23 protein-coding genes and 1 pseudogene are annotated in these 24,067 nt (G+C 60.2%); 10 read left to right on the forward strand and 14 right to left on the reverse strand.

Going from position 1 to position 24,067, the window contains the following annotated elements:
* Positions 1-46: 46 nt before the first annotated feature.
* From FEE99_RS09360 to FEE99_RS09380, 5 genes are all read right to left on the reverse strand, one after another.
* Positions 47-673 carry a helix-turn-helix transcriptional regulator gene (locus FEE99_RS09360; RefSeq protein WP_016771588.1) on the reverse strand — a complete coding sequence of 209 codons (627 nt, stop codon included), beginning with the start codon at positions 671-673 and terminating at the stop codon, positions 47-49.
* An 84-nt stretch (positions 674-757) separates the two neighbouring features.
* Positions 758-1,885 carry an NAD(P)/FAD-dependent oxidoreductase gene (locus FEE99_RS09365; protein WP_041479496.1) on the reverse strand — a complete coding sequence of 376 codons (1,128 nt, stop codon included), beginning with the start codon at positions 1,883-1,885 and terminating at the stop codon, positions 758-760.
* Between the two features lie 139 nt (positions 1,886-2,024).
* Positions 2,025-2,969 (reverse strand): ornithine cyclodeaminase family protein, encoded by a 945-nt coding sequence (locus FEE99_RS09370; RefSeq protein ID WP_041479497.1) that lies wholly within the window; start codon positions 2,967-2,969, stop codon positions 2,025-2,027.
* Positions 2,970-3,086: 117 nt separating this feature from the next.
* Positions 3,087-4,565, reverse strand: coding sequence for an ATP-dependent RNA helicase RhlB (gene rhlB / locus FEE99_RS09375; protein WP_064361060.1), 1,479 nt, complete (start codon positions 4,563-4,565; stop codon positions 3,087-3,089).
* Between the two features lie 96 nt (positions 4,566-4,661).
* A complete protein-coding gene (locus FEE99_RS09380; RefSeq protein WP_041479499.1) occupies positions 4,662-5,318 on the reverse strand; it encodes an alpha/beta hydrolase in 657 nt (218 codons plus the stop codon).
* 468 nt (positions 5,319-5,786) lie between these two features.
* Between FEE99_RS09380 and FEE99_RS09385 the strand changes: the two genes are divergently transcribed.
* The 4 genes from FEE99_RS09385 (at position 5,787) to FEE99_RS09400 (ending at position 9,949) form a co-directional block, all read left to right on the forward strand.
* A complete protein-coding gene (locus FEE99_RS09385) occupies positions 5,787-6,818 on the forward strand; it encodes an amino acid ABC transporter substrate-binding protein (RefSeq protein ID WP_016771583.1) in 1,032 nt (343 codons plus the stop codon).
* Between the two features lie 66 nt (positions 6,819-6,884).
* Positions 6,885-8,066: an amino acid ABC transporter permease gene (locus tag FEE99_RS09390; RefSeq protein WP_041479500.1), complete on the forward strand. Its 1,182-nt coding sequence runs from the start codon at positions 6,885-6,887 to the stop codon at positions 8,064-8,066.
* 10 nt (positions 8,067-8,076) lie between these two features.
* Positions 8,077-9,171, forward strand: a complete 1,095-nt coding sequence (locus FEE99_RS09395) for an amino acid ABC transporter permease (RefSeq protein WP_024011693.1) — start codon at positions 8,077-8,079, stop codon at positions 9,169-9,171.
* A 13-nt stretch (positions 9,172-9,184) separates the two neighbouring features.
* A complete protein-coding gene (locus FEE99_RS09400; RefSeq protein WP_016771581.1) occupies positions 9,185-9,949 on the forward strand; it encodes an amino acid ABC transporter ATP-binding protein in 765 nt (254 codons plus the stop codon).
* Positions 9,950-10,004: 55 nt separating this feature from the next.
* On the opposite strand, the gene FEE99_RS09405 is transcribed toward FEE99_RS09400, so the two are convergent.
* Positions 10,005-10,490, reverse strand: coding sequence for a type II toxin-antitoxin system MqsA family antitoxin (locus tag FEE99_RS09405; RefSeq protein WP_041479501.1), 486 nt, complete (start codon positions 10,488-10,490; stop codon positions 10,005-10,007).
* Positions 10,487-10,798, reverse strand: coding sequence for a type II toxin-antitoxin system MqsR family toxin (locus FEE99_RS09410; RefSeq protein ID WP_041479502.1), 312 nt, complete (start codon positions 10,796-10,798; stop codon positions 10,487-10,489). The genes FEE99_RS09405 and FEE99_RS09410 overlap by 4 nt, the downstream gene beginning before the upstream one ends.
* A gap of 166 nt (positions 10,799-10,964) precedes the next feature.
* Here FEE99_RS09410 and FEE99_RS09415 point away from each other — a divergent pair, with 166 nt between their 5' ends.
* From FEE99_RS09415 to FEE99_RS09435, 5 genes are all read left to right on the forward strand, one after another.
* Positions 10,965-11,624, forward strand: a complete 660-nt coding sequence (locus tag FEE99_RS09415) for a FadR/GntR family transcriptional regulator (protein WP_041479503.1) — start codon at positions 10,965-10,967, stop codon at positions 11,622-11,624.
* Positions 11,614-12,918 carry a CynX/NimT family MFS transporter gene (locus FEE99_RS09420; protein ID WP_041479504.1) on the forward strand — a complete coding sequence of 435 codons (1,305 nt, stop codon included), beginning with the start codon at positions 11,614-11,616 and terminating at the stop codon, positions 12,916-12,918. Before FEE99_RS09415 ends, FEE99_RS09420 begins: the two co-directional genes overlap by 11 nt.
* 190 nt (positions 12,919-13,108) lie before the next feature.
* On the forward strand, positions 13,109-13,579 hold the full coding sequence (locus FEE99_RS09425) for a nuclear transport factor 2 family protein (protein WP_041479505.1): 471 nt from the start codon (positions 13,109-13,111) through the stop codon (positions 13,577-13,579).
* 40 nt (positions 13,580-13,619) lie between these two features.
* Complete coding sequence (locus tag FEE99_RS09430) at positions 13,620-13,922, forward strand: GIY-YIG nuclease family protein (RefSeq protein WP_039759190.1); 303 nt, start codon at positions 13,620-13,622, stop codon at positions 13,920-13,922.
* Between the two features lie 84 nt (positions 13,923-14,006).
* Positions 14,007-14,942: a glutathione S-transferase family protein gene (locus FEE99_RS09435; RefSeq protein WP_041479506.1), complete on the forward strand. Its 936-nt coding sequence runs from the start codon at positions 14,007-14,009 to the stop codon at positions 14,940-14,942.
* Between the two features lie 116 nt (positions 14,943-15,058).
* Here the strand turns inward: FEE99_RS09435 and FEE99_RS09440 are convergent, their stop codons facing one another.
* Together FEE99_RS09440 and yejK are read right to left on the reverse strand one after the other, a co-directional pair.
* The gene (locus FEE99_RS09440; RefSeq protein WP_041479507.1) at positions 15,059-15,409 is read right to left on the reverse strand and encodes a glutaredoxin family protein; all 351 of its coding nucleotides are present in this window, start codon (positions 15,407-15,409) and stop codon (positions 15,059-15,061) included.
* On the reverse strand, positions 15,409-16,413 hold the full coding sequence (yejK, locus tag FEE99_RS09445; RefSeq protein ID WP_039759184.1) for a nucleoid-associated protein YejK: 1,005 nt from the start codon (positions 16,411-16,413) through the stop codon (positions 15,409-15,411). Before yejK ends, FEE99_RS09440 begins: the two co-directional genes overlap by 1 nt.
* 485 nt (positions 16,414-16,898) lie before the next feature.
* On the opposite strand from yejK, the pseudogene FEE99_RS09450 reads away from it, so the two are divergent.
* Positions 16,899-17,181 (forward strand): annotated as a pseudogene (locus FEE99_RS09450) (HU family DNA-binding protein).
* Positions 17,182-17,375: 194 nt separating this feature from the next.
* On the opposite strand, the gene rlmF reads toward FEE99_RS09450, so the two are convergent.
* The 5 genes from rlmF to FEE99_RS09475 all read right to left on the reverse strand — a co-directional run bounded on the left by rlmF (position 17,376) and on the right by FEE99_RS09475 (position 23,976).
* Positions 17,376-18,395: a 23S rRNA (adenine(1618)-N(6))-methyltransferase RlmF gene (rlmF, locus tag FEE99_RS09455; RefSeq protein ID WP_016771571.1), complete on the reverse strand. Its 1,020-nt coding sequence runs from the start codon at positions 18,393-18,395 to the stop codon at positions 17,376-17,378.
* 222 nt (positions 18,396-18,617) lie between these two features.
* Entirely contained in the window at positions 18,618-21,464 is a 2,847-nt protein-coding gene (locus FEE99_RS09460) for a valine--tRNA ligase (protein WP_041479508.1), read from the reverse strand.
* A 128-nt stretch (positions 21,465-21,592) separates the two neighbouring features.
* Positions 21,593-21,991 (reverse strand): hypothetical protein, encoded by a 399-nt coding sequence (locus FEE99_RS09465; RefSeq protein ID WP_041479509.1) that lies wholly within the window; start codon positions 21,989-21,991, stop codon positions 21,593-21,595.
* Positions 21,992-21,999: 8 nt separating this feature from the next.
* Positions 22,000-22,428, reverse strand: a complete 429-nt coding sequence (locus FEE99_RS09470; protein ID WP_041479510.1) for a DNA polymerase III subunit chi — start codon at positions 22,426-22,428, stop codon at positions 22,000-22,002.
* A gap of 57 nt (positions 22,429-22,485) precedes the next feature.
* Positions 22,486-23,976 carry a leucyl aminopeptidase gene (locus tag FEE99_RS09475; RefSeq protein ID WP_041479511.1) on the reverse strand — a complete coding sequence of 497 codons (1,491 nt, stop codon included), beginning with the start codon at positions 23,974-23,976 and terminating at the stop codon, positions 22,486-22,488.
* Positions 23,977-24,067: the final 91 nt, after the last annotated feature.

Below are 24,067 nucleotides of genomic sequence, written 5' to 3' on the forward strand. Positions count from 1 at the left end.
GGAGCGAGCCTGCTCGCGAAGAGGCCAGCGCTAGCGATGCAAATCTTCAGCCCTTCAATTCCTTCAAATGTTTGTACACCGTCGCCCGGCCCATGTTCAGCACATTGGCCACGTAGTTCGAGGCGCTCTTGCCCTTGAACGCGCCCTCGGCGTGCAGCGCCAGCACCAGTTCGCGTTTGTGATCGCGGGTCAGCAGGTTCAGGCTCAACTGCCGCTCGCGCAACCAGGCGTGGAGGAAGGTGTTGATGCGTTCCTGCCAGTCATCACGGAACAGTGAGTCCGGCTGCGGAATCAGTTTGCTCGGCGAGAGAAACAGGTCCAGCGCCGCTTTGGCGTTCTCGAACAGGGAAATATTCAGATTGATGCACAGCACCGCCAGCGGCCGACTTTCGCTGTCACGCAGCACGGTGCTCAGGCTGCGAATTTTCTGACCGTCCCAGTTGAGCTTTTCGTACGGGCCGATGTTCCTGTCGCTGACATCCTCGCTGAGCATGTCTTCCAGTGACGAGTCGTCGCCGATCTCGCGCTTGGACAGGTTGTTGGCGATGTAGTCGACCTTCTGCGTGCGCAGGTCGTGCAGCACCACCTCGGCATGTGGAAAGAACAGCGTGGCGATGGCGTCGGCGATGGCGCGGAAGTTATCCAGCGCCGGGTCGAATTCAGGGGCAGTCATGACAGTGGAGCTCCAGGCAGCGTCAGCGCCCCTTGTGCCGGGGCGCTGCGAGTGTGCCGCAATCTTTTGGACGAGTCGATGCGATCAAGCCAGTCGGGCCGGGGAGAGCATGGCGCTGTCCAGACCGAATTCATGCAGGTGCTCGGGAAGCGGCTCGTCGCGCACCAGCGCCGCACTGGCCTGCCCCATAGCCGGCGACGTCTGAATGCCGTAACCGCCCTGCGCGGCGACCCAGAACAGCCCTGGCACCTGCGGATCAAAGCCGCTGAGCAAATCACCGTCGGCAACGAAACTGCGCAGACCGGCCCAGGTGCGGGTCGGACGGCGGATGGTCAGCGTGGTGGCCTCTTCGATCTCATAAATGCCCATGGCGATGTCGAGTTCTTCCGGCTGCACATCGTGCGGTTCGACCGGATCGGCGTTGGCGGGCGAGCCGAGGAACATGCCGGCGTCGGGCTTCATGTAGAAGGATTCGTCGAGGCTGACCAGCATTGGCCAGTGATGAATATCCACGCCTTCCGGGCCGGCAAAGATAAACGCAGCGCGGCGTTTCGGTTGCAGACCCAGCGGCTGCGCACCGGCCAGGGCAGCGATCTTGTCGGCCCATGCACCGGCGGCGTTGATGATCACCGGTGCGCTGAACGTCTCGCCATTGGTCTGCACGATCCACAGGCCATCGGCATCGCGGCTCAAGCCGAGCACTTCGCAATCGGTGCGCACTTCGCCGTGGTTGCGCCGGATGCCACGCAGGTAGCCTTGATGTAGCGCGTCGGTGTCGATGTCGCAGGCCGATGGATCGTAGATCGCGCCGTGGACTTTTTCCCGGCGCAGGATCGGCAGGCGTGCGCAGGCTTCGTCGGCGCTGAGCAGTTGCATCTGCGGCACGGTGGCTTTGGCGCTGAGGTATTGATTGTTCAGTTCGGCGGGATCACCGATGAAGTCGACGGTCATTTCGCCGCGCGGAGTCAGCAGCGGGTGCTCGCAAAAGCCGCTCGGAGGACTGTCGAAAAACGCGCGGCTCGCCTGAGTCAGTGCGCGGACCTGTGCGGTGCCGTAGGCGGCGGTGTACAGCGCGGCGGAGCGTCCGGTGGAGTGATAGCCGGGATGGGTTTCACGCTCGAGCACGATCACTTTGCCGTGCGGCGCCAGCCAGAACCCGGTGGAAGCGCCGGCAATCCCGCCGCCGATGATGATGAAATCTGCGTGGTTCATGAAAACTCCCAAGTTATCGAGAACCCTGTAGGAGCTGCCGAGTGAAACGAGGCTGCGATCTTTTGATCTTGATCTTGTCCTTGAAAAACAGGATCAAAAGATCGCAGCCTTCGGCAGCTCCGACAGGAGATGTGTGGTGTCAGCGGCGAAGGTGATAAACCGCATTGGCGAGGGCAATGTCTTCCAGGCCCAAGCCGATTGAACGGAAGAACACGTGACGGTCGTAACCCGGGCGCTGCACTTTTTCGCTGAGCAAGTCGGCGAGGTCGCCGACAATCGAATCCTTGTTCCAGCCATGCTGTTCGGCGGCAATCAGCATCTCACCTGCCGAACCCGGCGTGGTCAGACGATAGTCGCAGAACACCTGCATGTCGTTGAGGCTTTGCGGCGGTACTTCATGGGCGCGCGGGGCGTTGGTGCTGATCGAGGTGATCAGCGCCGGTTTGCTTAACCCGGCAGGATCGATTACCGGCCCGGCCGACGAGGTGCAGAGCATGATCACATCCGCATCGGCAATGGCGGTCTCGCGGCTGTCGGCAATCTTCAGTGACGGCGCGATGGACTTCAACACAGCCTGTGTTTGCGCATCTTCCAGCAGCGATGGCGAATACAGGCTGATGCTCTGCCAGTCGCGCAGCGCTTTGGCGTAATGCAGATGCGCTTGAGCAACCTTGCCGCTGCCGATGATCGCCAGTCGCTGGGCATTCAACGGGGCGAGGGCGTCGACCGCCACGGCCGTGGTCGCGGCGGTGCGCGCGGTGGTCAGTTCGCCGGCATCACAGAGCAGCAGCGGCTGACCGGTTTTCGTCGACATCAGCAGGGTCCACGCCGTCACCAGCGCACCCTGCTCACGGACGATGTACGGCGAAGTCTTCACTCCGTACACGCCGTCCTCGGCCAGCACGCCCAGATAATTGATGAAGTCGCCGGCACCCTGCGGAAACTCGACCCATTGCTGCGCCGGCTGCACGGCGTTCCCGGCCGCCAGATCGCGGAACAGCTTGCGCAGGATTTGCGGAACATCGATACGCGCCAATAGCTCATGGGCCTGGGCCTGATCGATCACATAGGGCGTACTGGACATTTCGCGCTCCGAAACTAAACTTATTTTTCCATTATGGACTTTTAGTTCTGGCGAGCAACCATCGGGCATAAAAAAAGCGCAGTCCGTATCCGGCTGCGCTTTTTCATATGGCGGGACTTACTGCGGACGCTTGCGCTCAACCGCACGCAGCAGATGCGTCGGCGGGGTTTCACAGCTGATCTTGCGACCTAGCTTTTCTTCGATCGACGGCAACTGGTAAGAGTCGTCCTCGCCGGCAAAGCTGATCGACACGCCATCGGCGCCAGCACGACCGGTACGGCCAATGCGGTGCACGTAATCGTCCGGGACTTCCGGCAGGGTGAAGTTGATCACGTGGCTGATGCCGTCGATGTGGATGCCGCGACCGGCGACATCGGTGGCCACCAGCACGCGGATCTTGCCTTCGCGGAAGCCTTCCAGAGTCTTGATGCGCTTGTGCTGCGGCACATCACCGGAGAGTTGCGCGGCGTTGATGCCGTCACGCACCAGACGCTCTTCGATGCGGCGTACTTCGTCCTTGCGGTTGGCAAACACGATGACTCGCTCCCAACCGTTATCGTTGACCAGGTTGTAGAGCAGCTTGTATTTGTCGGCAGCGGCCACGGCGTAGATGTGCTGCTCGACGTTCTCGTTGGCGACGTTGGTGATTTCGATTTCGACAATCGCCGGGTCTGTGGTCCATTGCTTGGCCAGATTCATCACGTCTTCGGTGAAGGTCGCGGAGAACAGCAAAGTCTGGCGCTCGGACTTCGGCGGGGTCTGGCGAATGATCTGCCGTACCTGCGGGATGAAACCCATGTCGAGCATGCGGTCGGCTTCGTCCAGAACCATCACTTCGACCATGTCCAGGTGCACATCGCCGCGCTGGTTGAAGTCGAGCAAGCGGCCCGGCGTGGCGACGAGGATGTCGCAATGCCGCGCTTCGAGGTGCTTGAGCTGTTTGTCGAAATCCATACCACCGACGAACGTCATGACGTTGAGGCCGGTGTACTTGGTCAGGTCAGCGGCGTCCTTGGCGATCTGCACCACCAGCTCGCGGGTCGGCGCGATGATCAGCGCGCGCGGTTCGCCCATGTAGCGCTCTTTCGGCGGCGGCGTCTGCAGCAACTGGGTGATGATCGAGATCAGGAACGCGGCGGTCTTGCCGGTGCCGGTCTGCGCGCGGCCGATGGCGTCTTTGCCGGCGAGGGTGAAGCCCAGCACCTGCGCCTGGATCGGCGTGCAGTAAGGAAAGCCCAGGTCCTGGATGGCGTGCATCAGTTCCGGAGCAAGCTTGAAATCGTGAAAGCGGGTTTTGCCTTCCTGGGGTTCGACGACGAAGTCTTCGAGCTTCCATGGGATGACCGGTGCCTTGGGCTTCGGTTCTCGACGCGGTCTGGCCGGTTTCGGCGCTTCGCCGGGTGCAGGCTCTACGGCCATTGGCGCGGCCGCAGCGGGTTTTTCTTCGGGCTTCGGTGCGGCTGCGGGAGCGGGGCGGTCGGCCTGCGGGGCATCGGTGCGATGACCGAGGGCGTGCGACGGCGCACTGGGAACTGGCGCGAGCTGCTCAGCCTCGCTTTTACCGAACATTTTCTTGAGTGCTTTGAGCACGGTCATCTCATCAATTGGTTAAGGAATGTACGCCGGCCAGTGTAATGCAAGAATCGGGCGCGGCGTAGTAGGAGGGATCAATGGGCAGGGATTGGTCGACAATCAGCGCAGTCGTTCGCTCAACCAGACACCAATGTCGCGAATCTCTTCAGGTAACACTTCGTGCTCCATTGGGTATTCCTGCCATGTCACGGTGACACCATGCTTCTTCAAATGCTCGTAAGCACTGCGGCCCATCGAGTTCTGCACCACGTTATCGAACTGGCCGTGCAGCGAGAGCACCGGAATACGCTGCTGACTGGCGGATAACTCCAGTTCGTCGCTGAACGTCGGCGCGTAAGTCGACAACGCCAGCACCCCACCCAATGGTCCCTGCCATTTCAGAAATGCGGTGTGCAGTACCACTGCGCCGCCCTGGGAAAAACCGGCGAGAAAAATCCGCGAGGCGTCTATTCCGCTGGCGCGCTCGTTTTCGATCAGTTCGATGATCCGCTCTGCCGAGGCTTCCAGCTGGTCACGGTCGATCGCTCTGGCCGGGCTCATGGCCTTGATGTCGTACCAGCTGGGCATGGCATATCCGCCATTTATCGTCACTGGACACGTCGGCGCCTGCGGCAGCACAAAGCGCGTGCTCAGCAGGCTTTCCTGCAACGCCTCGGCCACCGGCAGGAAGTCGTAACGGTCGGCGCCGAGGCCGTGCAGCCAGATCACGCAGGCGTCTGCGGGCTTAACAGGCTGAAGAATCAAGGGCTCGGTCATGTCTGCTCCAAAAATGTGCGGGCGCTCTCATTGAGTGCGTGATTGAAGTGCGCGCCCGGTTGATCCGTTAACAAGATGTCGCAAGGTTACAAGTTTAGCTATTGACGTGTCGCGCAATCACTTTCGCAAGCGGTGTGGTACGGCGTTTGCTATGAAGCTTTGCGTACGAAGCATCCGTTGCGCGGCGGTAACACTATCAGTGTCAGTCGCGCGATGGGATAGCAACGAATCCGGTGATGGATGTTCGCCAATGGCCGCTACGGGCTTAGCGAACGTGAAAGGGCTACAGCCCGTTCGGCCGATTGGTGAGAAGTGAGTGATCCATGATGTGGATTTTCTCCTACTAGACTCATAGCGAAGGTCTTACGTCGGTTGACCCTAAAAAAAGCCAACACGGGTCAACAACGCCTCAAAAGGGTGCGACTGGACTCAAGCTCCGACACAACAAGAGCAAAACTGGAGGTTTGAATGAAGATGTTGAAATCCACTCTGGCGGTCGTGACTGCTGCAGCAGTACTCGGCGTCAGCGGGTTCGCTCAGGCGGGTGCAACCCTGGATGCGGTACAGAAAAAAGGTTTCGTGCAGTGTGGCGTGAGCGACGGTCTGCCGGGCTTCTCGGTACCGGATGCGACCGGCAAGATCCTCGGCATCGACGCCGACGTCTGCCGCGCTGTGGCCGCAGCCGTTTTCGGCGACGCCAACAAGGTCAAGTTCAGCCAGTTGAACGCCAAGGAGCGCTTCACCGCGCTGCAGTCCGGCGAGATCGACATCCTGTCGCGCAACACCACCATGACCAGTTCCCGTGACGCGGGCATGGGCCTGAAATTCCCGGGCTTCATCACCTACTACGACGGCATCGGCTTTTTGGTGAACAACAAGCTGGGCGTGAAAAGTGCCAAAGAGCTCGACGGCGCGACCATCTGCATCCAGGCCGGTACCACCACCGAGCTGAACGTTTCCGACTACTTCCGTGGCAACGGTCTGAAATACACCCCGATCACCTTCGACACCTCCGATGAAAGCGCCAAGTCGCTGGAATCCGGTCGTTGCGACGTGCTGACCTCCGACAAGTCCCAGCTGTTCGCCCAGCGCAGCAAGCTGGCCTCGCCGAAGGACTACGTGGTTCTGCCGGAAACCATTTCCAAAGAACCATTGGGCCCGGTCGTACGTAACGGCGACGACGAGTGGCTGGCCATCGTGCGTTGGGTCGGCTACGCGCTGCTCAATGCCGAAGAAGCCGGCATCACTTCGAAGAACGTCGAAGCTGAAGCCAAGTCCACCAAGAACCCGGACGTGGCCCGTATGCTCGGTGCTGACGGCGAATACGGCAAAGACCTGAAGCTGCCCAAAGACTGGGTTGTGCAGATCGTCAAGCAGGTCGGCAACTACGGCGAAATCTTCGAGAAAAACCTCGGCAAGAGCACTCCGCTGGAAATCGACCGTGGCCTGAACGCCCTGTGGAACAACGGCGGCATTCAGTACGCACCACCAGTGCGCTAATGGTTCTATCGCCCGGCGGGCCAACCGCCGGGTGATGTTCTTGTTCCATTTCTTCCGGGGCACTTCATGCAAAATTCTATCGGCGCACCAAAGCAGAGGCTCAGCCTCAGCGATCCACGAGTGCGTGCGTGGCTATTCCAGATCATCACCGTTGTGGCGGTGATCTCGCTTGGCTGGTACCTGTTCGACAATACGCAAACCAACCTTCAGCACCGGGGTATCACTTCCGGTTTCAGCTTTCTGGAGCGCAGTGCCGGGTTCGGCATCGCTCAAACCCTGATCGACTACACCGAAGCGGACAGTTACGCGCGGGTGTTTGTCATCGGCCTGCTCAACACCCTGTTGGTGACCTTTATCGGCGTGATCCTGGCGACGATCCTCGGTTTCATCGTCGGCGTGGCGCGGCTGTCGCAGAACTGGATCATCGCCAAACTGGCGACGGTGTATGTGGAAGTGTTCCGCAACATTCCGCCACTGCTGCAGATCCTGTTCTGGTACTTCGCGGTGTTCCTGACCATGCCAGGGCCGCGCAACAGCCACAACTTCGGCGACACCTTCTTCGTCAGCAGCCGTGGCCTGAACATGCCGGCCGCACTCGCCGCTGACGGCTTCTGGGCGTTCGTGATCAGCATCGTGCTGGCCATCGTCGGCATCGTGCTGATGTGCCGCTGGGCCAACAAGCGTTTCGAAGAAACCGGCGTACCGTTCCACAAGTTCTGGACCGGCCTGGCAATTGCGCTGGTGATCCCGACCTTGTGCGCGCTGATCTTCGGCGCTCCGCTGCACTGGGAAATGCCCGAGCTCAAGGGCTTCAACTTTGTCGGTGGCTGGGTGCTGATCCCGGAACTGCTGGCGTTGACCCTGGCGCTCACTGTGTACACCGCAGCGTTCATCGCCGAGATCGTGCGTTCCGGGATCAAGTCGGTCAGCCACGGTCAGACCGAAGCGGCGCGTTCGCTTGGCCTGCGCAACGGCCCGACCCTGCGCAAGGTGATCATCCCGCAAGCCCTGCGCGTGATCATTCCGCCGCTGACCAGCCAATACCTCAACCTGGCGAAAAACTCTTCGCTGGCAGCCGGTATCGGTTATCCGGAAATGGTTTCGCTGTTCGCTGGCACCGTGCTCAACCAGACCGGGCAGGCCATCGAAGTGATTGCCATCACCATGAGCGTGTACCTGGCGATCAGTATCAGCATTTCCCTGCTGATGAACTGGTACAACAAGCGCATTGCGCTGATCGAGCGGTAAGGAAAAGCGCATGAGTACTCATACTTTCAAACCCGACATGCCTCCACCGAACAGCAGTATCGGCGTGGTGGCGTGGATGCGCGCAAACATGTTCTCCAGCTGGCTCAACACCCTGCTGACGCTGTTTGCGTTCTACCTGATCTACCTGGTCGTGCCACCGATCCTCAGCTGGGCGATCGTTGACGCCAACTGGGTCGGCACCACCCGCGCCGACTGCACCAAGGAAGGCGCCTGCTGGGTGTTCATTCAGCAGCGTTTCGGCCAGTTCATGTACGGCTACTACCCGACCGAGCTGCGCTGGCGCGTCGACCTGACCGTGTGGCTGGCGGTCATTGGCGCAGCACCGCTGTTCATCTCGCGCGTGCCGCGTAAAGCGGTGTACGGCCTGAGCTTCCTGGTGCTGTACCCGATCATCGCCTTCATCTTGTTGCACGGCGGTTTCGGTCTGACCACCGTGCCGACCAGCCAGTGGGGCGGCCTGATGCTGACCCTGGTGATCGCCACCGTCGGCATCGCCGGAGCATTGCCGCTGGGTATCGTGCTGGCGCTGGGACGACGTTCGAACATGCCGGCGATTCGTGTGGTCTGCGTGACCTTCATCGAGTTCTGGCGCGGCGTGCCGTTGATCACGGTGCTGTTCATGTCCTCGGTAATGCTGCCGCTGTTCCTGCCTGAAGGCATGAACTTCGACAAGCTGCTGCGGGCGCTGATCGGCGTGATCCTGTTCCAGTCAGCCTACGTCGCCGAAGTGGTGCGCGGTGGTCTGCAAGCGATTCCCAAAGGGCAGTACGAAGCGGCTGCAGCGATGGGCCTCGGTTACTGGCGTTCGATGGGCCTGGTGATTCTGCCGCAAGCCCTGAAGCTGGTGATCCCGGGCATCGTCAACACGTTCATTGCGCTGTTCAAGGACACCAGCCTGGTGATCATCATCGGCCTGTTCGACCTGCTCAACAGCGTCAAGCAAGCCGCTGCCGACCCGAAATGGCTGGGCATGGCCACCGAAGGCTACGTGTTCGCCGCCCTGGTGTTCTGGATTTTCTGTTTTGGTATGTCGCGCTATTCCATGCATCTGGAACGCAAGCTCGACACTGGCCACAAGCGTTAGGAGTTCTCTGTAAATGAGCGAAGCAATCAAAAAGCCTGTGGGTCCGGAAGGCATCATCCAGATGCAGGGCGTGAACAAGTGGTACGGCCAGTTTCACGTACTCAAAGACATCAACCTCAACGTCAAACAGGGCGAGCGCATCGTCCTGTGTGGTCCGTCGGGCTCCGGTAAATCCACGACGATCCGTTGCCTCAATCGTCTGGAAGAACACCAGCAGGGCCGCATCGTCGTCGATGGCGTGGAACTGACCAACGACCTCAAGCAGATCGAAGCGATCCGCCGCGAAGTCGGCATGGTGTTCCAGCACTTCAACCTGTTCCCGCACCTGACCATCCTGCAGAACTGCACCCTGGCGCCGATGTGGGTACGCAAGATGCCCAAGCGCAAGGCCGAAGAAATCGCCATGCATTACCTGGAGCGCGTACGCATTCCGGAGCAGGCGCACAAATATCCGGGGCAACTGTCCGGCGGTCAGCAGCAGCGTGTGGCGATCGCCCGCGCCCTGTGCATGAAGCCGAAAATCATGCTGTTCGACGAACCGACTTCAGCGCTCGATCCGGAAATGGTGAAAGAGGTTCTCGACACTATGATCGGTCTGGCCGAAGACGGCATGACCATGCTCTGCGTGACCCACGAAATGGGCTTCGCCCGCACCGTGGCCAACCGCGTGATCTTCATGGACAAGGGCGAAATCGTTGAGCAGGCCGCGCCGAACGACTTCTTCGACAATCCGCAGAATGATCGGACCAAGTTGTTCTTGAGTCAGATTTTGCATTGATGGTGGGTGAGTAAAAAACAACCCGGCGATTTGCCGGGTTGTTTTTTTTGGGCGGTCAGGAAGCAGTGAGAGATTGGCGCTTTACGTGCTCGATGAACGTAAATGCTCCTCTCAAGTCAGCGCCTTCTGCCAAGACTCGGGCATCCGCCAGCAAGTGTGGGTAGCGATCCAGCAAACGCATGAGCAGAATTAACGCCTTCGGCGGCAGTACCTCGCCGCGTTCGTAGCGTGAAAAGGCATTGTGTCCACCGCCGGACAGCAATTGCACCGTTTCCTTTTGTGTCAGATGCAATTTCCGGCGAATTTTTTTCATTTCGTTGCCGATCATTCTTCTGCTGGCGATAACGAGCTCATCGCATGCGTCCGAGTAGCGCTGCCCGCACACTTCATCGAGTTCGACTTCTCCGCACTTCTGGCACTCCCAACCCGACAGGTCCTCAACTCGGCGCTCCATTCCCTTTACGCTCACCGTTTCGCCTCGACCTTCGAAATGCACCATTCCTTCAGATGCACCGCAACTGAAGCACTGTTGCGTATTCATGATTTGTTCTCCTTGAAGGAGATCACGGGCGGGCGTCTGTCACTGTGATATGACACCTTTATGTAAATCTCCATACCATGTGAATTGATGTGATAGACGTCCTGCCAGATACGGTGGTTGTCATAGGTCTTCATCGATTTGTACAGCATGTTGCGCTGCAGCATGCATACCACTTCCTGCATGTCTGCAAGCGTCAACTCCATGTCGGAACCGGTTCTTCTTGCTGTGTGCGTAAATGCTCTCCAGCCTAATCTTCTGACATCCGCCTTGATCACCGCCAAGTCGTAATGGGGTGTGTTCTTTTCCATAAGAAGCCAAAACCCTGTCCCTGAAATTACCCTTAAAGGGTAATTTTGACCAATCGAAAATGCCGCTCCATGTGTCTCCGATTGACCCTAGGTGGTTGCCGTCCTACATGGGTCTGACTAACATGTCGGAAAATTCATCCTATGATTGGATGAAAAGGTGAGGTTCATGTCCGACATTTCCCCTTTGATCAAGCGATCCCTGGTCGATCAGGCTTTGGATCAACTGCGTCAGCGCATCAACAGCGGTGCGTGGCAGGTCGGCGAGCGTCTGCCGACCGAACCTGAGCTGTGCGCCGAGCTGGGCATCAGCCGCAACACGGTGCGTGAGGCGATGCGTGTTCTGGCGTTCTCGGGATTGATCGAAATTCGCCAAGGCGACGGCAGTTATCTGCGCGCCGTGGTCGATCCGCTGGATACGCTGAAGGCGTTGTCCCGCTGTTCCCTGCAGCAGGCTCGGGAGACCCGACACATCCTTGAAGTCGAGGCCATCGGCCTGGCGGCGTTGCGTCGTACCGATGAGGATCTGGCGGCTTTGCGCGAAGCGCTCGGCACCAGCGGCAGCCACTACCACGGCGATCTCGACACCTATATCGCCTGCGATCTGGTGTTCCATCGCCGCCTGGTCGATGCCGCACACAACCCGACTCTCAGCGAGCTGTATCGCTATTTCTCCAGCATCGTCGGCGCGCAATTGCGTCAGACCTTGAATATTTCCCCGCGCCGTCAGGAAGTGTTCGATCTGCACATCGACTTGCTCGATGCGGTCGAGCAACGCGACCCGGAACGGGCCAAAGCCTTGTCGAGGCAGTTGATCAATGAACCTTGAAACCGAGAAATCCATGCCCCGCAGTGAGTTATCCACAGCGTCGAAACGCACCCCCGAACTTGAAGAGCTGCTGATCGATGCCGAGGCTGATGACGAGCAGGTCCAGCAAAGCCACCCATTGGTAAAACGCCCGTGGCTGTTGCTGCTCGGCTTGATTCTGGTGGCGCTGAACCTGCGCCCGGCGTTGTCGAGCATGGCGCCGTTGCTCAGCGAAGTCTCCAGCAGTCTCGGACTGTCTGCGGCGCAGGCGGGATTGCTGACCACGTTGCCAGTGCTGTGCCTGGGCTTGTTCGCACCGCTAGCGCCGATTCTGGCGCGGCGTTTCGGTGCTGAGCGGGTGGTGTTGGGGATTCTGCTGACGCTGGCCGGCGGGATTATCCTGCGCAGTAATTTCGGCGAGATCGGCCTGTTCGCCGGCAGCGTGCTTGGGGGCGCCAGCATCGGCATCGTCGGCGTGCTGCTGCCGGGCATTGTCAAACGCGATTTCGCCAAACATGCCGGGACCATGACCGGCGTCTACACCATGGCGCTGTGCCTGGGTGCGGCGATGGCGGCGGGTTCGACCGTGCCGCTGAGTGAACACTTCGGCAACAGCTGGGCGATGGGCCTGGGCTTCTGGGTGATTCCGGCATTGGTGGCGGCGGTTTTCTGGTTGCCGCAAGTTGGCTCGAAGCATGGCGCGCACAACGTCGCTTATCGCGTGCGCGGGTTGCTGCGTGATCCGCTGGCCTGGCAGGTGACCTTGTACATGGGCCTGCAATCGTCGCTGGCCTACATCGTGTTTGGCTGGTTGCCGTCGATCCTCATCGGGCGCGGGCTGACACCGACTCAGGCCGGATTGGTGCTGTCCGGTTCGGTGATCATTCAGCTGGCCAGTTCGCTGGCCGCGCCGTGGCTGGCGACCCGGGGCAAGGATCAGCGCCTGGCGATCGTCGTGGTCATGGCGCTGACCCTGGCCGGCCTGTTCGGCTGCCTGTACGCACCGATCGAAGGTCTGTGGGGCTGGGCGATTCTGCTCGGACTGGGGCAGGGCGGCACGTTCAGTCTGGCCCTGACCCTGATCGTGCTGCGCTCGCGCGATTCCCATGTCGCGGCGAACCTGTCGAGCATGTCCCAGGGTTTTGGCTACACGCTGGCGTCCATGGGGCCGTTTGCCGTGGGCGTGGTGCATGACTGGACCGGCGGCTGGAATGCCCTGGGCTGGATCTTCGGCGTTATCGGCGCTGGTGCGATCCTGGCCGGGCTGGGTGCCGGGCGGGCGCTGTATGTGCAGGTGCAAAGCGAAAAGATCTGAATGCACTGGGTGCAAATGTGGGAGCGAGCCTGCTCGCGAAAGCGGTGTTTCGGTCAACATGGATGTTGAATGTTGAATTGCCTTCGCGAGCAGGCCCGCTCCCACAAGGGTTTTGCGTATTGCCGATAGTGTTTCTGCGCGCGGCAGATTATGGTGCTGGCAATCTGTACCTATTTCTTTGGAGACTGCCTTGAGCGAAGCCCATAGCGCCCTGATCACCCGCTTCTACCAAGCCTTTCAGCGCCTTGACGCAGAAGCCATGGCCGCCTGCTACACCGATGATGTGGTCTTCAGCGATCCGGCCTTCGGCGAGTTGCGCGGGCGCGATGCCGGCGACATGTGGCGCATGCTGACTACCCGCGCCAAGGATTTTTCCCTGACTTTTGACAATGTCCGCGCCGATGAGCGCACCGGCGGCGCGCATTGGGTGGCGACTTACCTGTTCAGTCAGACCGGCAACGTCGTGGTCAACGACATCCAGGCGCGCTTCGTCTTCCGGGACGGCAAGATCTGTGAGCACCACGACCACTTCGATCTGTGGCGCTGGTCGCGGCAGGCGCTCGGTTTCAAAGGCCTGCTGCTGGGCTGGACGCCGCTGGTGCGCAACGCGGTACGTGCCCAGGCGCGCAAGGGACTGAAGGCATTTCAGGCCGGGCGCTGATAAGATCGCCGCCTGTTTTCCTACATGTTCAGATCCCGAAGTGACCAGCCTTAGCGAACAATCCGTCGATGCTGCCGAGCCAGTGAGCAAATCCTGGTTCGTCTACCTCGTGCGTGCCGCTAATGGCTCGTTGTATTGCGGAATCAGCGACGACCCTGTGCGGCGTTTCGCCAAGCACCAGAGCGGCAAGGGCGCGCGGTTCTTTCTTTCCAGCCCGGCGATGGCCCTGGTCTACACCGAACTGTGCCGCGACAAAAGCGATGCCCTGCGACAGGAACGGCTGATCAAGAAACTCAAGAAGAGCGCCAAGGAATGCCTGGTCGCGTCTTATCAATCTGACTGATTGGTTCCCATCAGGCAGATCGGTAGGCCTGTCAGGCAATGCGCGCTAAGCTGCGGATTCACTTTTCCAGCGGCGGAGCCGAGCATGTCCGAGTTGATTCTGCACCATTACCCGACCTCTCCATTTGCCGAGAAGGCGCGCCTGCTGCTGGGCTTCAAAGGCCTGTCCTGGCGTTCGGTGCATATTTCCCCGGTGATGCCCAAGCCGGATCTGACGGCGTTGACCGGTGGCTACCGCAAGACCCCAGTGTTGCAGATCGGTGCCGACATCTATTGCGACACCGCACTGATCGCTCGACGCCTGGAGCAGGAAAAAGCCCTGCCGGCGTTCTTTCCCGAAGGCCAGGAAATGACCAGCGCCAGTTTCGCGGCGTGGGCCGATTCGGTGGTGTTCCAGCACGCGGTGAGCCTGGTGTTCCAGCCAGAATCGGTAGCCGTGCGTTTTGGCAAATTGCCGCCGGAAGCGGTCAAGGCCTTCCTGGCCGACCGCGCCGGGTTGTTCAGCGGTGGCAGCGCCACGCGTCTGTCCGCCGAGCAGGCCAAACATCAGTGGCCGACGATCATGGCGCGGCTGGAGCAACAGTTGCAGCGCGAGCAGGGCGACTTCCTCTTCGGCGAGCCATCGATTGCCGACTTCGCCCTGGCGCATCCGCTGTGGTTCCTCAAGGCGACCCACGTCACGGCGCCGCTGGTGGATGAATATCCGGCGGTTGCGGCGTGGCTGGGTCGGGTGCTGGGGTTCGGCCATGGCGCAGCGAGCGAGATGTCCTCTGCCGAGGCATTGGAGGTCGCGCGTAACGCGACGCCAGCGGCATTGCCGGATGAGCGGTTCGTTGATCCGAACGGCTTCAAGACGGGACAGCAAGTGGCAATTGCCGCTGTCGATTACGGCGTTGATCCGGTGGTGGGCGAGCTGCTGTTTGCTGGCAGTGAAGAGCTGATCATTCGCCGTGAAGACGAACGTGGCGGCGTGGTGCATGTGCACTTTCCGCGTTTTGGTTTCCGTATCGAAGCGCGCTGATTTATCAAGCAGCTGCAAAACCTGTGGGAGCGAGCCTGCTCGCGAAGACGATGGATCATTCAACATGGTTGTTGGCTGATGCAGCGCTTTCGCGAGCAGGCTCGCTCCCACATTGGTTATTTCAGGGCTGCGAGGATTTCGTCCGGATCGAACCCGCGAATCAAGGTGCCGTTCACATCGATCAGCGGAATCCCGCGTCCACCCAATGCTTCATACGCCTTGCGCGCATCAGCATCTTTCTCGATATCGAACTCCTTGAACGGTATGCCCTTGCTGTCGAGAAAGCGTTTGGTCTGTTTGCAGTAGCCGCACCAGTCGGTGGCATAGAGCACGACATTGGCTTGCGCCCGGGTCTGCTGCGAGACCATTTGCGCGGGATTGAATACCCGCTCGATCTTGCCCCAGTTCTGATAGACCACGACCACCAGCAGCACCAGGGCGACCTTTTTCAGCACATTGCCGAGCATCAGTTACGCCGCTTCAACTGATCGGTCAGCGAAGTCGGCAGGCCTTTGATGATCAGGGTGCCGTTCTCTTCGTCGTACTCGATTTTCGAGCCCAGCAGGTGCGCTTCGAAGCTGATCGACAGGCCTTCGGCGCGGCCGGTGAAACGACGGAATTGATTGAGGGTGCGCTTGTCTGCCGGAATCTCTGGCGACAGGCCATAGTCCTTGTTGCGGATGTGATCGTAGAAGGCTTTCGGGCGTTCTTCGTCGATCAGCTCCGACAGCTCCTCAAGGCCCATCGGTTCGCCGAGCTTGGCCTGGCTGCTGGCATAGTCGACCAGGGTCTTGGTTTTCTCGCGGGCCGAGTCTTCCGGCAGGTCTTCGCTCTCGACAAAGTCGCTGAAGGCCTTAAGCAGCGTGCGCGTCTCGCCGGGGCCGTCGACACCTTCCTGGCAGCCGATGAAGTCGCGGAAATACTCCGAGACCTTCTTGCCATTCTTGCCCTTGATGAACGAGATGTACTGTTTCGACTGCTTGTTGTTCTGCCACTCCGAGACATTGATCCGCGCTGCCAGATGCAACTGGCCAAGGTCGAGATGGCGCGAGGGCGTCACGTCGAGCTCGTCGGTCACCGCTACACCTTCGCTGTGATGCAGCAGGGCGATCGCCAGATAGTCGGTCATGCCTTGCTGATAGTGGGCGAACAGCACGTGGCCACCCACCGACAGGTTGGATTCTTCCATCAGCTTCTGCAGATGCTCGACCGCCACTTTACTGAACGCGGTGAAGTCACGGCCGCCTTCCATATACTCCTTCAGCCAGCCGCTGAAGGGGAATGCGCCGGATTCCGGATGGAACAGGCCCCAGGCTTTGCCCTGTTTGGCGTTGTAGCTTTCGTTGAGGTCGGCGAGCATGTTTTCGATGGCTGCGGACTCGGCCAGTTCAGAGTCACGGGCGTGCAGAACTGCGGGCGTGCCGTCGGGTTTTTTGTCGATCAGGTGGACGATGCAATGACGGATCGGCATGGGCTTCTCGGCTGTTGGAAGGGAGGAGGGCAGGCTCCCCCGAAAAAGCGCTCAGTGTAACCGAATCTCCGGCCGAGGCTCTGCGTAGGAGCTGCCGAAGGCTGCGATCTTTTGATCTTGTTTTTGAAAAAGCAAAGTCCAAAGATCGCAGCCTTCGGCAGCTCCTACAGGGGGTCCAAGGCTTAAATCGGCGCAAGCGGCCGGCCTTAAGCGGTTTTTTACCGATTTAGCGCAATAAAGCTGACCAAATGGGTAGCTAGAGGCGGATATTTCCTTGTCGCTGTGCTAGTTTTGCCCGGTCTTACGCGAAGTCACTGCGTTAAGCGTGCATTCAGCATTTGTCAGGTCGAACCAAACCCTGATTTCGGCATCTATAACCCGACTCGTCGTGGTTATCGCCGAGGGTGCCAGATCCAGAAGATCGGGCTCGATGGCTGACACTGCACTCTGCAATCCATATGAATTTGATAGGGAAGGAACACTACATGGCTCTTACTAAAGACCAACTGATCGCCGACATCGCTGAAGCTATCGACGCGCCGAAAACCACCGCGCGTAACGCTCTGGACCAACTGGGCCAAATCGTTGCCGATCAGCTGGAAAACGGCGGCGAAATCACCTTGCCAGGTATCGGCAAGCTGAAAGTGACCGAGCGTCCTGCCCGCACCGGCCGTAACCCTTCGACTGGCGCTGCCATCGAAATCCCTGCAAAAGAAAGTGATCAAGCTGGTTGTGGCCAAAGGCCTGACCGACGCTGTGAACAAGTAAGACGCAGCGATAAAAAAACCGTGCTTCGGAGTGATCCGGGGCACGGTTTTTTTGTGTCTGTGATTTAGCGACTGAATCGCAGTGCCAATGTGGGAGCGAGCCTGCTCGCGAAAGCGGTAGGTCAGTCGATATTGAAGCTGACTGACACGCCGCCTTCGCGAGCAGGCTCGCTCCCACAGGGGATCTGCTGTGTGTTAGCGAACCCAGCGCTCGCGTCGCCAGATCTGCTGCTCGGACTTGGTCTGGAAGGTCCAGGCGACAAAGCGGCTCTGCTTCTGGCCCTGCGACATCTCCACGACCTGGCTCTCCAGCACGCCAGCCTTCTTCAGTGCGGTCTCGATGGCCGGCAGGTTCGAGGCCTTCGACACCAGGGTGCTGAACCACAACACTTTGTGCTGGAAGTTCGCGCTCTCGGCAATCAACTGCGTCACGAAGCGCGCTTCACCGCCTTCACACCACAGCTCCGCCGATTGCCCACCGAAGTTCAGCACCGGCAGCTTGCGTTTCGGGTCGGCCTTGCCCAAGGCGCGCCATTTGCGCTCGCTGCCCTTGGTCGCTTCTTCCATCGAAGCGTGGAACGGCGGGTTGCACATGGTCAGGTCGAAGCGCTCGCCCGGCTCCAGCAAGCCGATGAGGATGTGTTTGCGGTTTTCCTGCTGGCGCAGCTGGATCACCTTGCTCAGATCGTTGGACTGCACGATGGCTCGCGCCGCCGCCACGGCTGTCGGGTCGATCTCCGAGCCGAGGAAGTGCCAACGGTATTCGCTGTTGCCGATCAGCGGATAAACGCAGTTGGCGCCCATACCGATATCCAGCACATTGACGATCGCGCCGCGCGGGACCTTGCCGTCGTTCATGCTCGCCAGCAGGTCGGCGAGAAAGTGCACATAGTCGGCACGCCCCGGAACCGGAGGGCAAAGATAGTCCGCCGGGATGTCCCAGTGCTGGATGCCGTAGAACGCCTTGAGCAGCGCCCGATTGAACACACGCACCGCGTCGGGGCTGGCGAAGTCGATGCTTTCCTTGCCGTACGGGTTGGTGATCACGTACTTGGCCAGTTCCGGCGTGGTCTTGATCAGCGCCGGAAAGTCGTAACGACCCTGATGGCGATTGCGCGGATGCAGGCTGGCCTTCTCGCGCGGCTCGACGGCTTTGCTCGGGGACGCGGCGTCAGGCTTCTTGCGCGCAGGTTTGGGTGTGCGGGGGGCAGTCATGGGCGTGGTCGATTCGGGTATGGCTGAAAGTGGCGGGCATTGTCCCACATTGATGGGCCATGCGCCGAACCCATGTAGGAGCTGCCGAAGGCTGCGATCTTTTGATGTTGATTTTAGAAGCAAGATCAAAAGATCGCAGCCTTCGGCAGCTCCTACAGGGGAGTGTGGTGGGCATAAAAAAGGGAGGCCACTTGGGCCTCCCTTTTTCAGTGCGATTTGCCGTTACAGACTGGCAATCCGCGCGTGCTGCTCGGCCAGTTTGCCCAGGGCCTGTTCGGCCTCGGCCAGTTTGGCGCGTTCCTTCTCGATGACTTCGGCCGGGGCCTTGTCGACGAAACCGGCGTTGGACAGCTTGCCGCCAACCCGCTGGACTTCGCCCTGCAAACGCAGGATTTCCTTGTCCAGACGCGCCAGTTCGGCGCCCTTGTCGATCAGACCGGCCATCGGCACCAGCACTTCCATTTCGCCGACCAGTGCGGTAGCGGACAGCGGTGCTTCTTCGCCAGCGGCGAGTACGGTGATCGATTCCAGGCGCGCCAGCTTCTTCAGCAGCGCTTCGTTCTCGGTCAGGCGGCGCTGGTCGTCAGCGCTGACGTTCTTCAGGAAGATCGGCAGTGGCTTGCCCGGGCCGATGTTCATCTCGCCACGAATGTTGCGCGTGCCGAGCATCAGTTCCTTGAGCCATTCGATGTCGTTTTCTGCCGCCGGATCGATGCGCTCCTCGTTGGCCACCGGCCAAGGCTGCAGCATGATCGTCTTGCCCTGAATACCGGCCAGCGGCGCGATGCGCTGCCAGATTTCTTCAGTGATGAACGGCATGAACGGATGCGCCAGACGCAGCGCCACTTCCAGCACGCGCACCAGCGTCCGGCGAGTGCCGCGCTGGCGTTCGACCGGCGCGTTCTCGTCCCACAGCACAGGCTTGGACAGCTCCAGATACCAGTCGCAGTATTGGTTCCAGATGAACTCGTACAGCGCTTGCGCGGCGAGGTCGAAACGGAACTGATCCAGTTGGCGGGTCACTTCGGCTTCGGTGCGTTGCAGCTGCGAGATGATCCAGCGATCAGCCAGCGACAGCTCGTAGGCTTCGCCGTTCTGGCCGCAGTCTTCGCCCTTGTCCAGAACGTAACGCGCGGCGTTCCAGATCTTGTTGCAGAAGTTGCGATAGCCTTCGACGCGACCCATGTCGAACTTGATGTCGCGACCGGTCGAGGCCAGCGAGCAGAAGGTGAAGCGCAGGGCGTCGGTGCCGTAGCTTTCGATGCCATTGGCGAATTCTTCGCGGGTGGCTTTCTCGATCTTCTTCGCCAGTTTCGGTTGCATCAGGCCCGAAGTGCGCTTCTGCACCAGGGTTTCCAGGTCGATGCCGTCGATGATGTCCAGCGGGTCAAGGACGTTGCCCTTGGACTTGGACATCTTCTGGCCTTGGCCGTCGCGTACCAGACCGTGTACGTACACAGTCTTGAACGGAACCTGCGGCGTGCCGTCTTCGTTCTTCATCAGGTGCATGGTCATCATGATCATCCGGGCAACCCAGAAGAAAATGATGTCGAAACCGGTGACCAGCACGTCGGTGGAGTGGAATTTCTTCAGGAACTCGGTCTGCTCAGGCCAGCCCAGCGTGGAGAAGGTCCACAGGCCGGAACTGAACCAGGTGTCGAGTACGTCATTGTCCTGTTGCAGCGCAACGTCCGGGCCGAGGTTGTGCTTGGCACGCACTTCGGCTTCGTCGCGACCGACGTAGACCTTGCCCGACTCGTCGTACCAGGCCGGAATCCGGTGGCCCCACCACAGCTGACGGCTGATGCACCAGTCCTGGATGTCGCGCATCCACGAGAAGTACATGTTTTCGTACTGCTTGGGCACGAACTGGATGCGACCGTCTTCAACGGCAGCAATCGCCGGCTCGGCCAGCGGCTTGGTCGATACGTACCACTGGTCGGTCAGCCACGGCTCGATGACCGTGCCGGAGCGATCGCCTTTCGGCGTTTTCAGGTTGTGATCGTTGACACTCACCAGCAGGCCGGCGGCGTCGAACGCGGCGACGATCTGCTTGCGCGCTTCGAAACGCTCAAGGCCAGCGAACTCGGCCGGAATCTTGCCGTCGATGCTCTCGTTCAGCGTGCCGTCGAGGTTGAACACCTGAGCGGCAGGCAGCACGTTGGCGTTCTTGTCGAAGATGTTCAGCAGCGGCAGGTTGTGGCGCTTGCCGACTTCGTAGTCGTTGAAATCGTGGGCCGGGGTGATTTTCACGCAGCCGGTGCCGAATTCAGGATCGCAGTAATCGTCGGCGATGATCGGGATGCGGCGGCCAACCAGTGGCAGCTCGACGAATTTGCCGATCAGCGCTTTGTAGCGCTCGTCGTTGGGGTTAACCGCGACGGCGGAGTCGCCGAGCATGGTTTCCGGACGGGTGGTGGCGACGATCAGGAAGTCATCGCCCTCGGCGGTTTTTACACCGTCGGCCAATGGGTATTTCAGGTTCCACAGGAAACCTTTCTCTTCGTGGTTTTCCACTTCGAGGTCGGAAATCGCCGTGTGCAGTTTGGTGTCCCAGTTGACCAGACGCTTGCCGCGATAGATCAGGCCGTCTTCATGCAGACGCACGAAGGCTTCCTTGACCGCTTCCGAGAGGCCATCGTCCATGGTGAAGCGCTCGCGGCTCCAGTCGACGGACGAGCCGAGGCGACGGATCTGCCGGCTGATGTTGCCGCCGGACTGATCTTTCCATTCCCAGACTTTTTCGAGGAATTTTTCCCGGCCCAGATCGTGACGATTCTGGCCCTGGGCTTCGAGTTGGCGCTCCACCAGCATCTGCGTGGCGATACCGGCGTGGTCGGTGCCCGGCTGCCACAGGGTGTCGCGACCCTGCATGCGGCGGAAACGGATCAAGGCGTCCATGATCGCGTTGTTGAAGCCGTGACCCATGTGCAGGCTGCCGGTGACGTTCGGCGGCGGGATCATGATGGTGTAGGACTCGCCCGCGCCTTGCGGGGCGAAGTAGTTCTCGGACTCCCAGGTCTTGTACCAGGAAGTTTCAATGGCGTGCGGCTGGTAGGTCTTATCCATGCGCGGCGGGACCCTATTGGCATTTATTCAGGAAAAGCCGGGAAGTATAGCCGTGGGGGCAGCCACAAGCCACAAGCTGCAAGCTTCAAGAGGAGCGCGGCGGATTTGCTTTGGCTTTGGCTTGCAGCTTAAAGCTTGCCGCTTGCAGCTGCGGCGAGCAGCCGCTCCATCCGCGCATCCAGGCGACGTTTGATTTCGGTTTCGATGTGCGGGGCGAAGTCGTCGATCACGTCTTGCATGATCAATTGCGCGGCGGCGCGCAGTTCGCTGTCCAGGTGCAGCAAGGCATCCGGGCCTTTATCGACCGGTGCGGCAGCCGGGGCAGCCGGCGGCGCTGGTGGCGGCTCGACGGCCGCCGGCTGATTGCCGACGGAATCGAACAGCATCGGAATCTGTTCCTGTTCGCCGTCATCGACCGTATCGGTCAAGAGCGGCGGTTGCAGGTTGTCATCGCCGAGCAACTGGCGGATCGATTCAAGATCGTCCAGCAGGTGAGCGGACTTCTGTTGCGGTTTCGGAGTGTCCATTGGAATGCTCAGAGTCGCTGTAAACGGTGGTCTTGCAGAGAATAGCCCTGTTCGCGGTAGAAACGGAAACTCTCCCGCGCCGCCGCTCGGATGGTCGGATCTTCCACCACCACTTCCGCCACGCGGGCAAATTTGCTGGCGAAGGCCGGGACTTTCAGGTCGAGATTGACCAGCAGATCCTGATGTTCCCCGCAGTCTTCGCCCAGTCCCAGCACGATCAAACCGTCCGGTTCGCTGTCGGCAGGGCCGTGAGGCACGAAACTTTCGCCCTTGAATGCCCACAGCCGCGCATCGAGATCCTCACGTTGGGCCGCATCGCTGCAATGCAGGTAGATGCGATGGCCCATGCGCCAGGCTTTCTCGGTGAGCTTGCAGGCGAAATCCAGGCGCGCCGAAGGATCGGCGCTGGGCAGGATATAGAAGTCGACTTTGGTCATTGCGGTTCCAGAGCGGCAAGTGGCGTCACCCGAGAGTGACGCCACCTTTCAGCGGTTTCAGGCCTTGGCGCGATCCAGCAGGTACTGGGTCAGCAGTGGAACCGGACGGCCAGTGGCGCCTTTGTCCTTGCCGCCGCTGGTCCATGCCGTGCCGGCGATGTCCAGGTGCGCCCAGTTGAGGTTCTTGGTGAAGCGCGACAGGAAGCAGGCTGCAGTGATGGTGCCGGCCTTCGGCCCGCCGATGTTGGCGATGTCGGCGAACGGGCTGTCCAGCTGCTCTTGATACTCGTCGAACAGCGGCAGTTGCCAGGCGCGGTCGTCGGCAGCCTTGCCGGCGCTGAGCAATTGCTCGATCAGTTCGTCGTTGTTGCCCAGCAGGCCGGACGTGTGTGCGCCCAGGGCCACTACGCAAGCACCGGTCAGGGTGGCGATGTCGATCACCGCTTGTGGCTTGAAGCGCTCGGCGTAGGTCAGCGCATCGCACAGCACCAGACGGCCTTCGGCGTCGGTGTTGAGGATTTCCACGGTCTGGCCGCTCATGGTGGTGACGATGTCGCCCGGACGGGTCGCGTTGCCGCTCGGCATGTTTTCGGCGCAGGCGAGGATGCACACCAGATTGATCGGCAGTTTCAGCTCAAGCACTGCACGCAAGGTCCCGAACACGGAGGCAGCGCCGCCCATGTCGTACTTCATCTCGTCCATGCCGGCGCCCGGCTTCAGGCTGATGCCGCCGGTGTCGAAGGTGATGCCCTTGCCGACCAGCGCGTATGGCTTCTCGGATTTCTTGCCGCCGTTGTATTGCATGACGATCAGGCGCGGTGGCTGGGCGCTGCCCTGGCCCACAGCGTAGAACGAGCCCATGCCGAGGGATTTGATCTTCTTCTCGTCGAGCACTTCGACTTTCAGATCCTTGAACTCTTTGCCCAGGTTCTTGGCCTGTTCGCCCATGAAGGTCGGGTGGCAGATGTTCGGTGGCAGGTTGCCCAGATCGCGGGTGAAGGCCATGCCGTTGGCGATGGCGGTGGCGTGGTTCACGGCGCGCTGCACTTCAGCTTGCGCAGCCTTGATGGTCAGCAGGGTGATTTTCTTCAGCGCGCGCGGTTCGGCTTTCTGGCTCTTGAACTGGTCGAAGCTGTAGCCGCCATCGACCAGGGTTTCTGCGAGCAGACGGGTCTTGCCGTAGCTGTCGCGACCTTTGACGATGACTTCATCCAGCGCCAGCACGGCATCGCCGCCGCCCAGACCTTTGAGGGTGTTGAGGATGCCGGCAACGATTTTGCGGAACGGACGGTCGCCCAGTTCCTCGTCCTTGCCCACGCCGACCAGCAACACGCGCTCGGCTTTCAGGTTCGGCAGGCTGTGCAGCAGCAGGCTTTGACCGACCTTGCCGGCCAGGTCGCCACGCTTGAGCACGGCGCTGATCGCGCCACCGCTCGACTCGTCGACCAGTCTGGCGGCGACACCGAGTTTGCGGCCTTCGCCGACGGCAACCACCAGGGTGGCGGTTTTCAACGTTTCTGGGCTAACGCTTTTTACAACCAGTTCCATGTCCGGATCCCTGAATGAATGGTCAACACGCAGGCGTTCGACGCTGTTCGCAGTCGCCTGCTTATAGATAGAAGAGGCGCAGGCCAAAGCC

The sequence above is a fragment of the Pseudomonas sp. ef1 genome, assembly GCF_007293365.2.
GTDB lineage: Bacteria > Pseudomonadota > Gammaproteobacteria > Pseudomonadales > Pseudomonadaceae > Aquipseudomonas > Aquipseudomonas siliginis.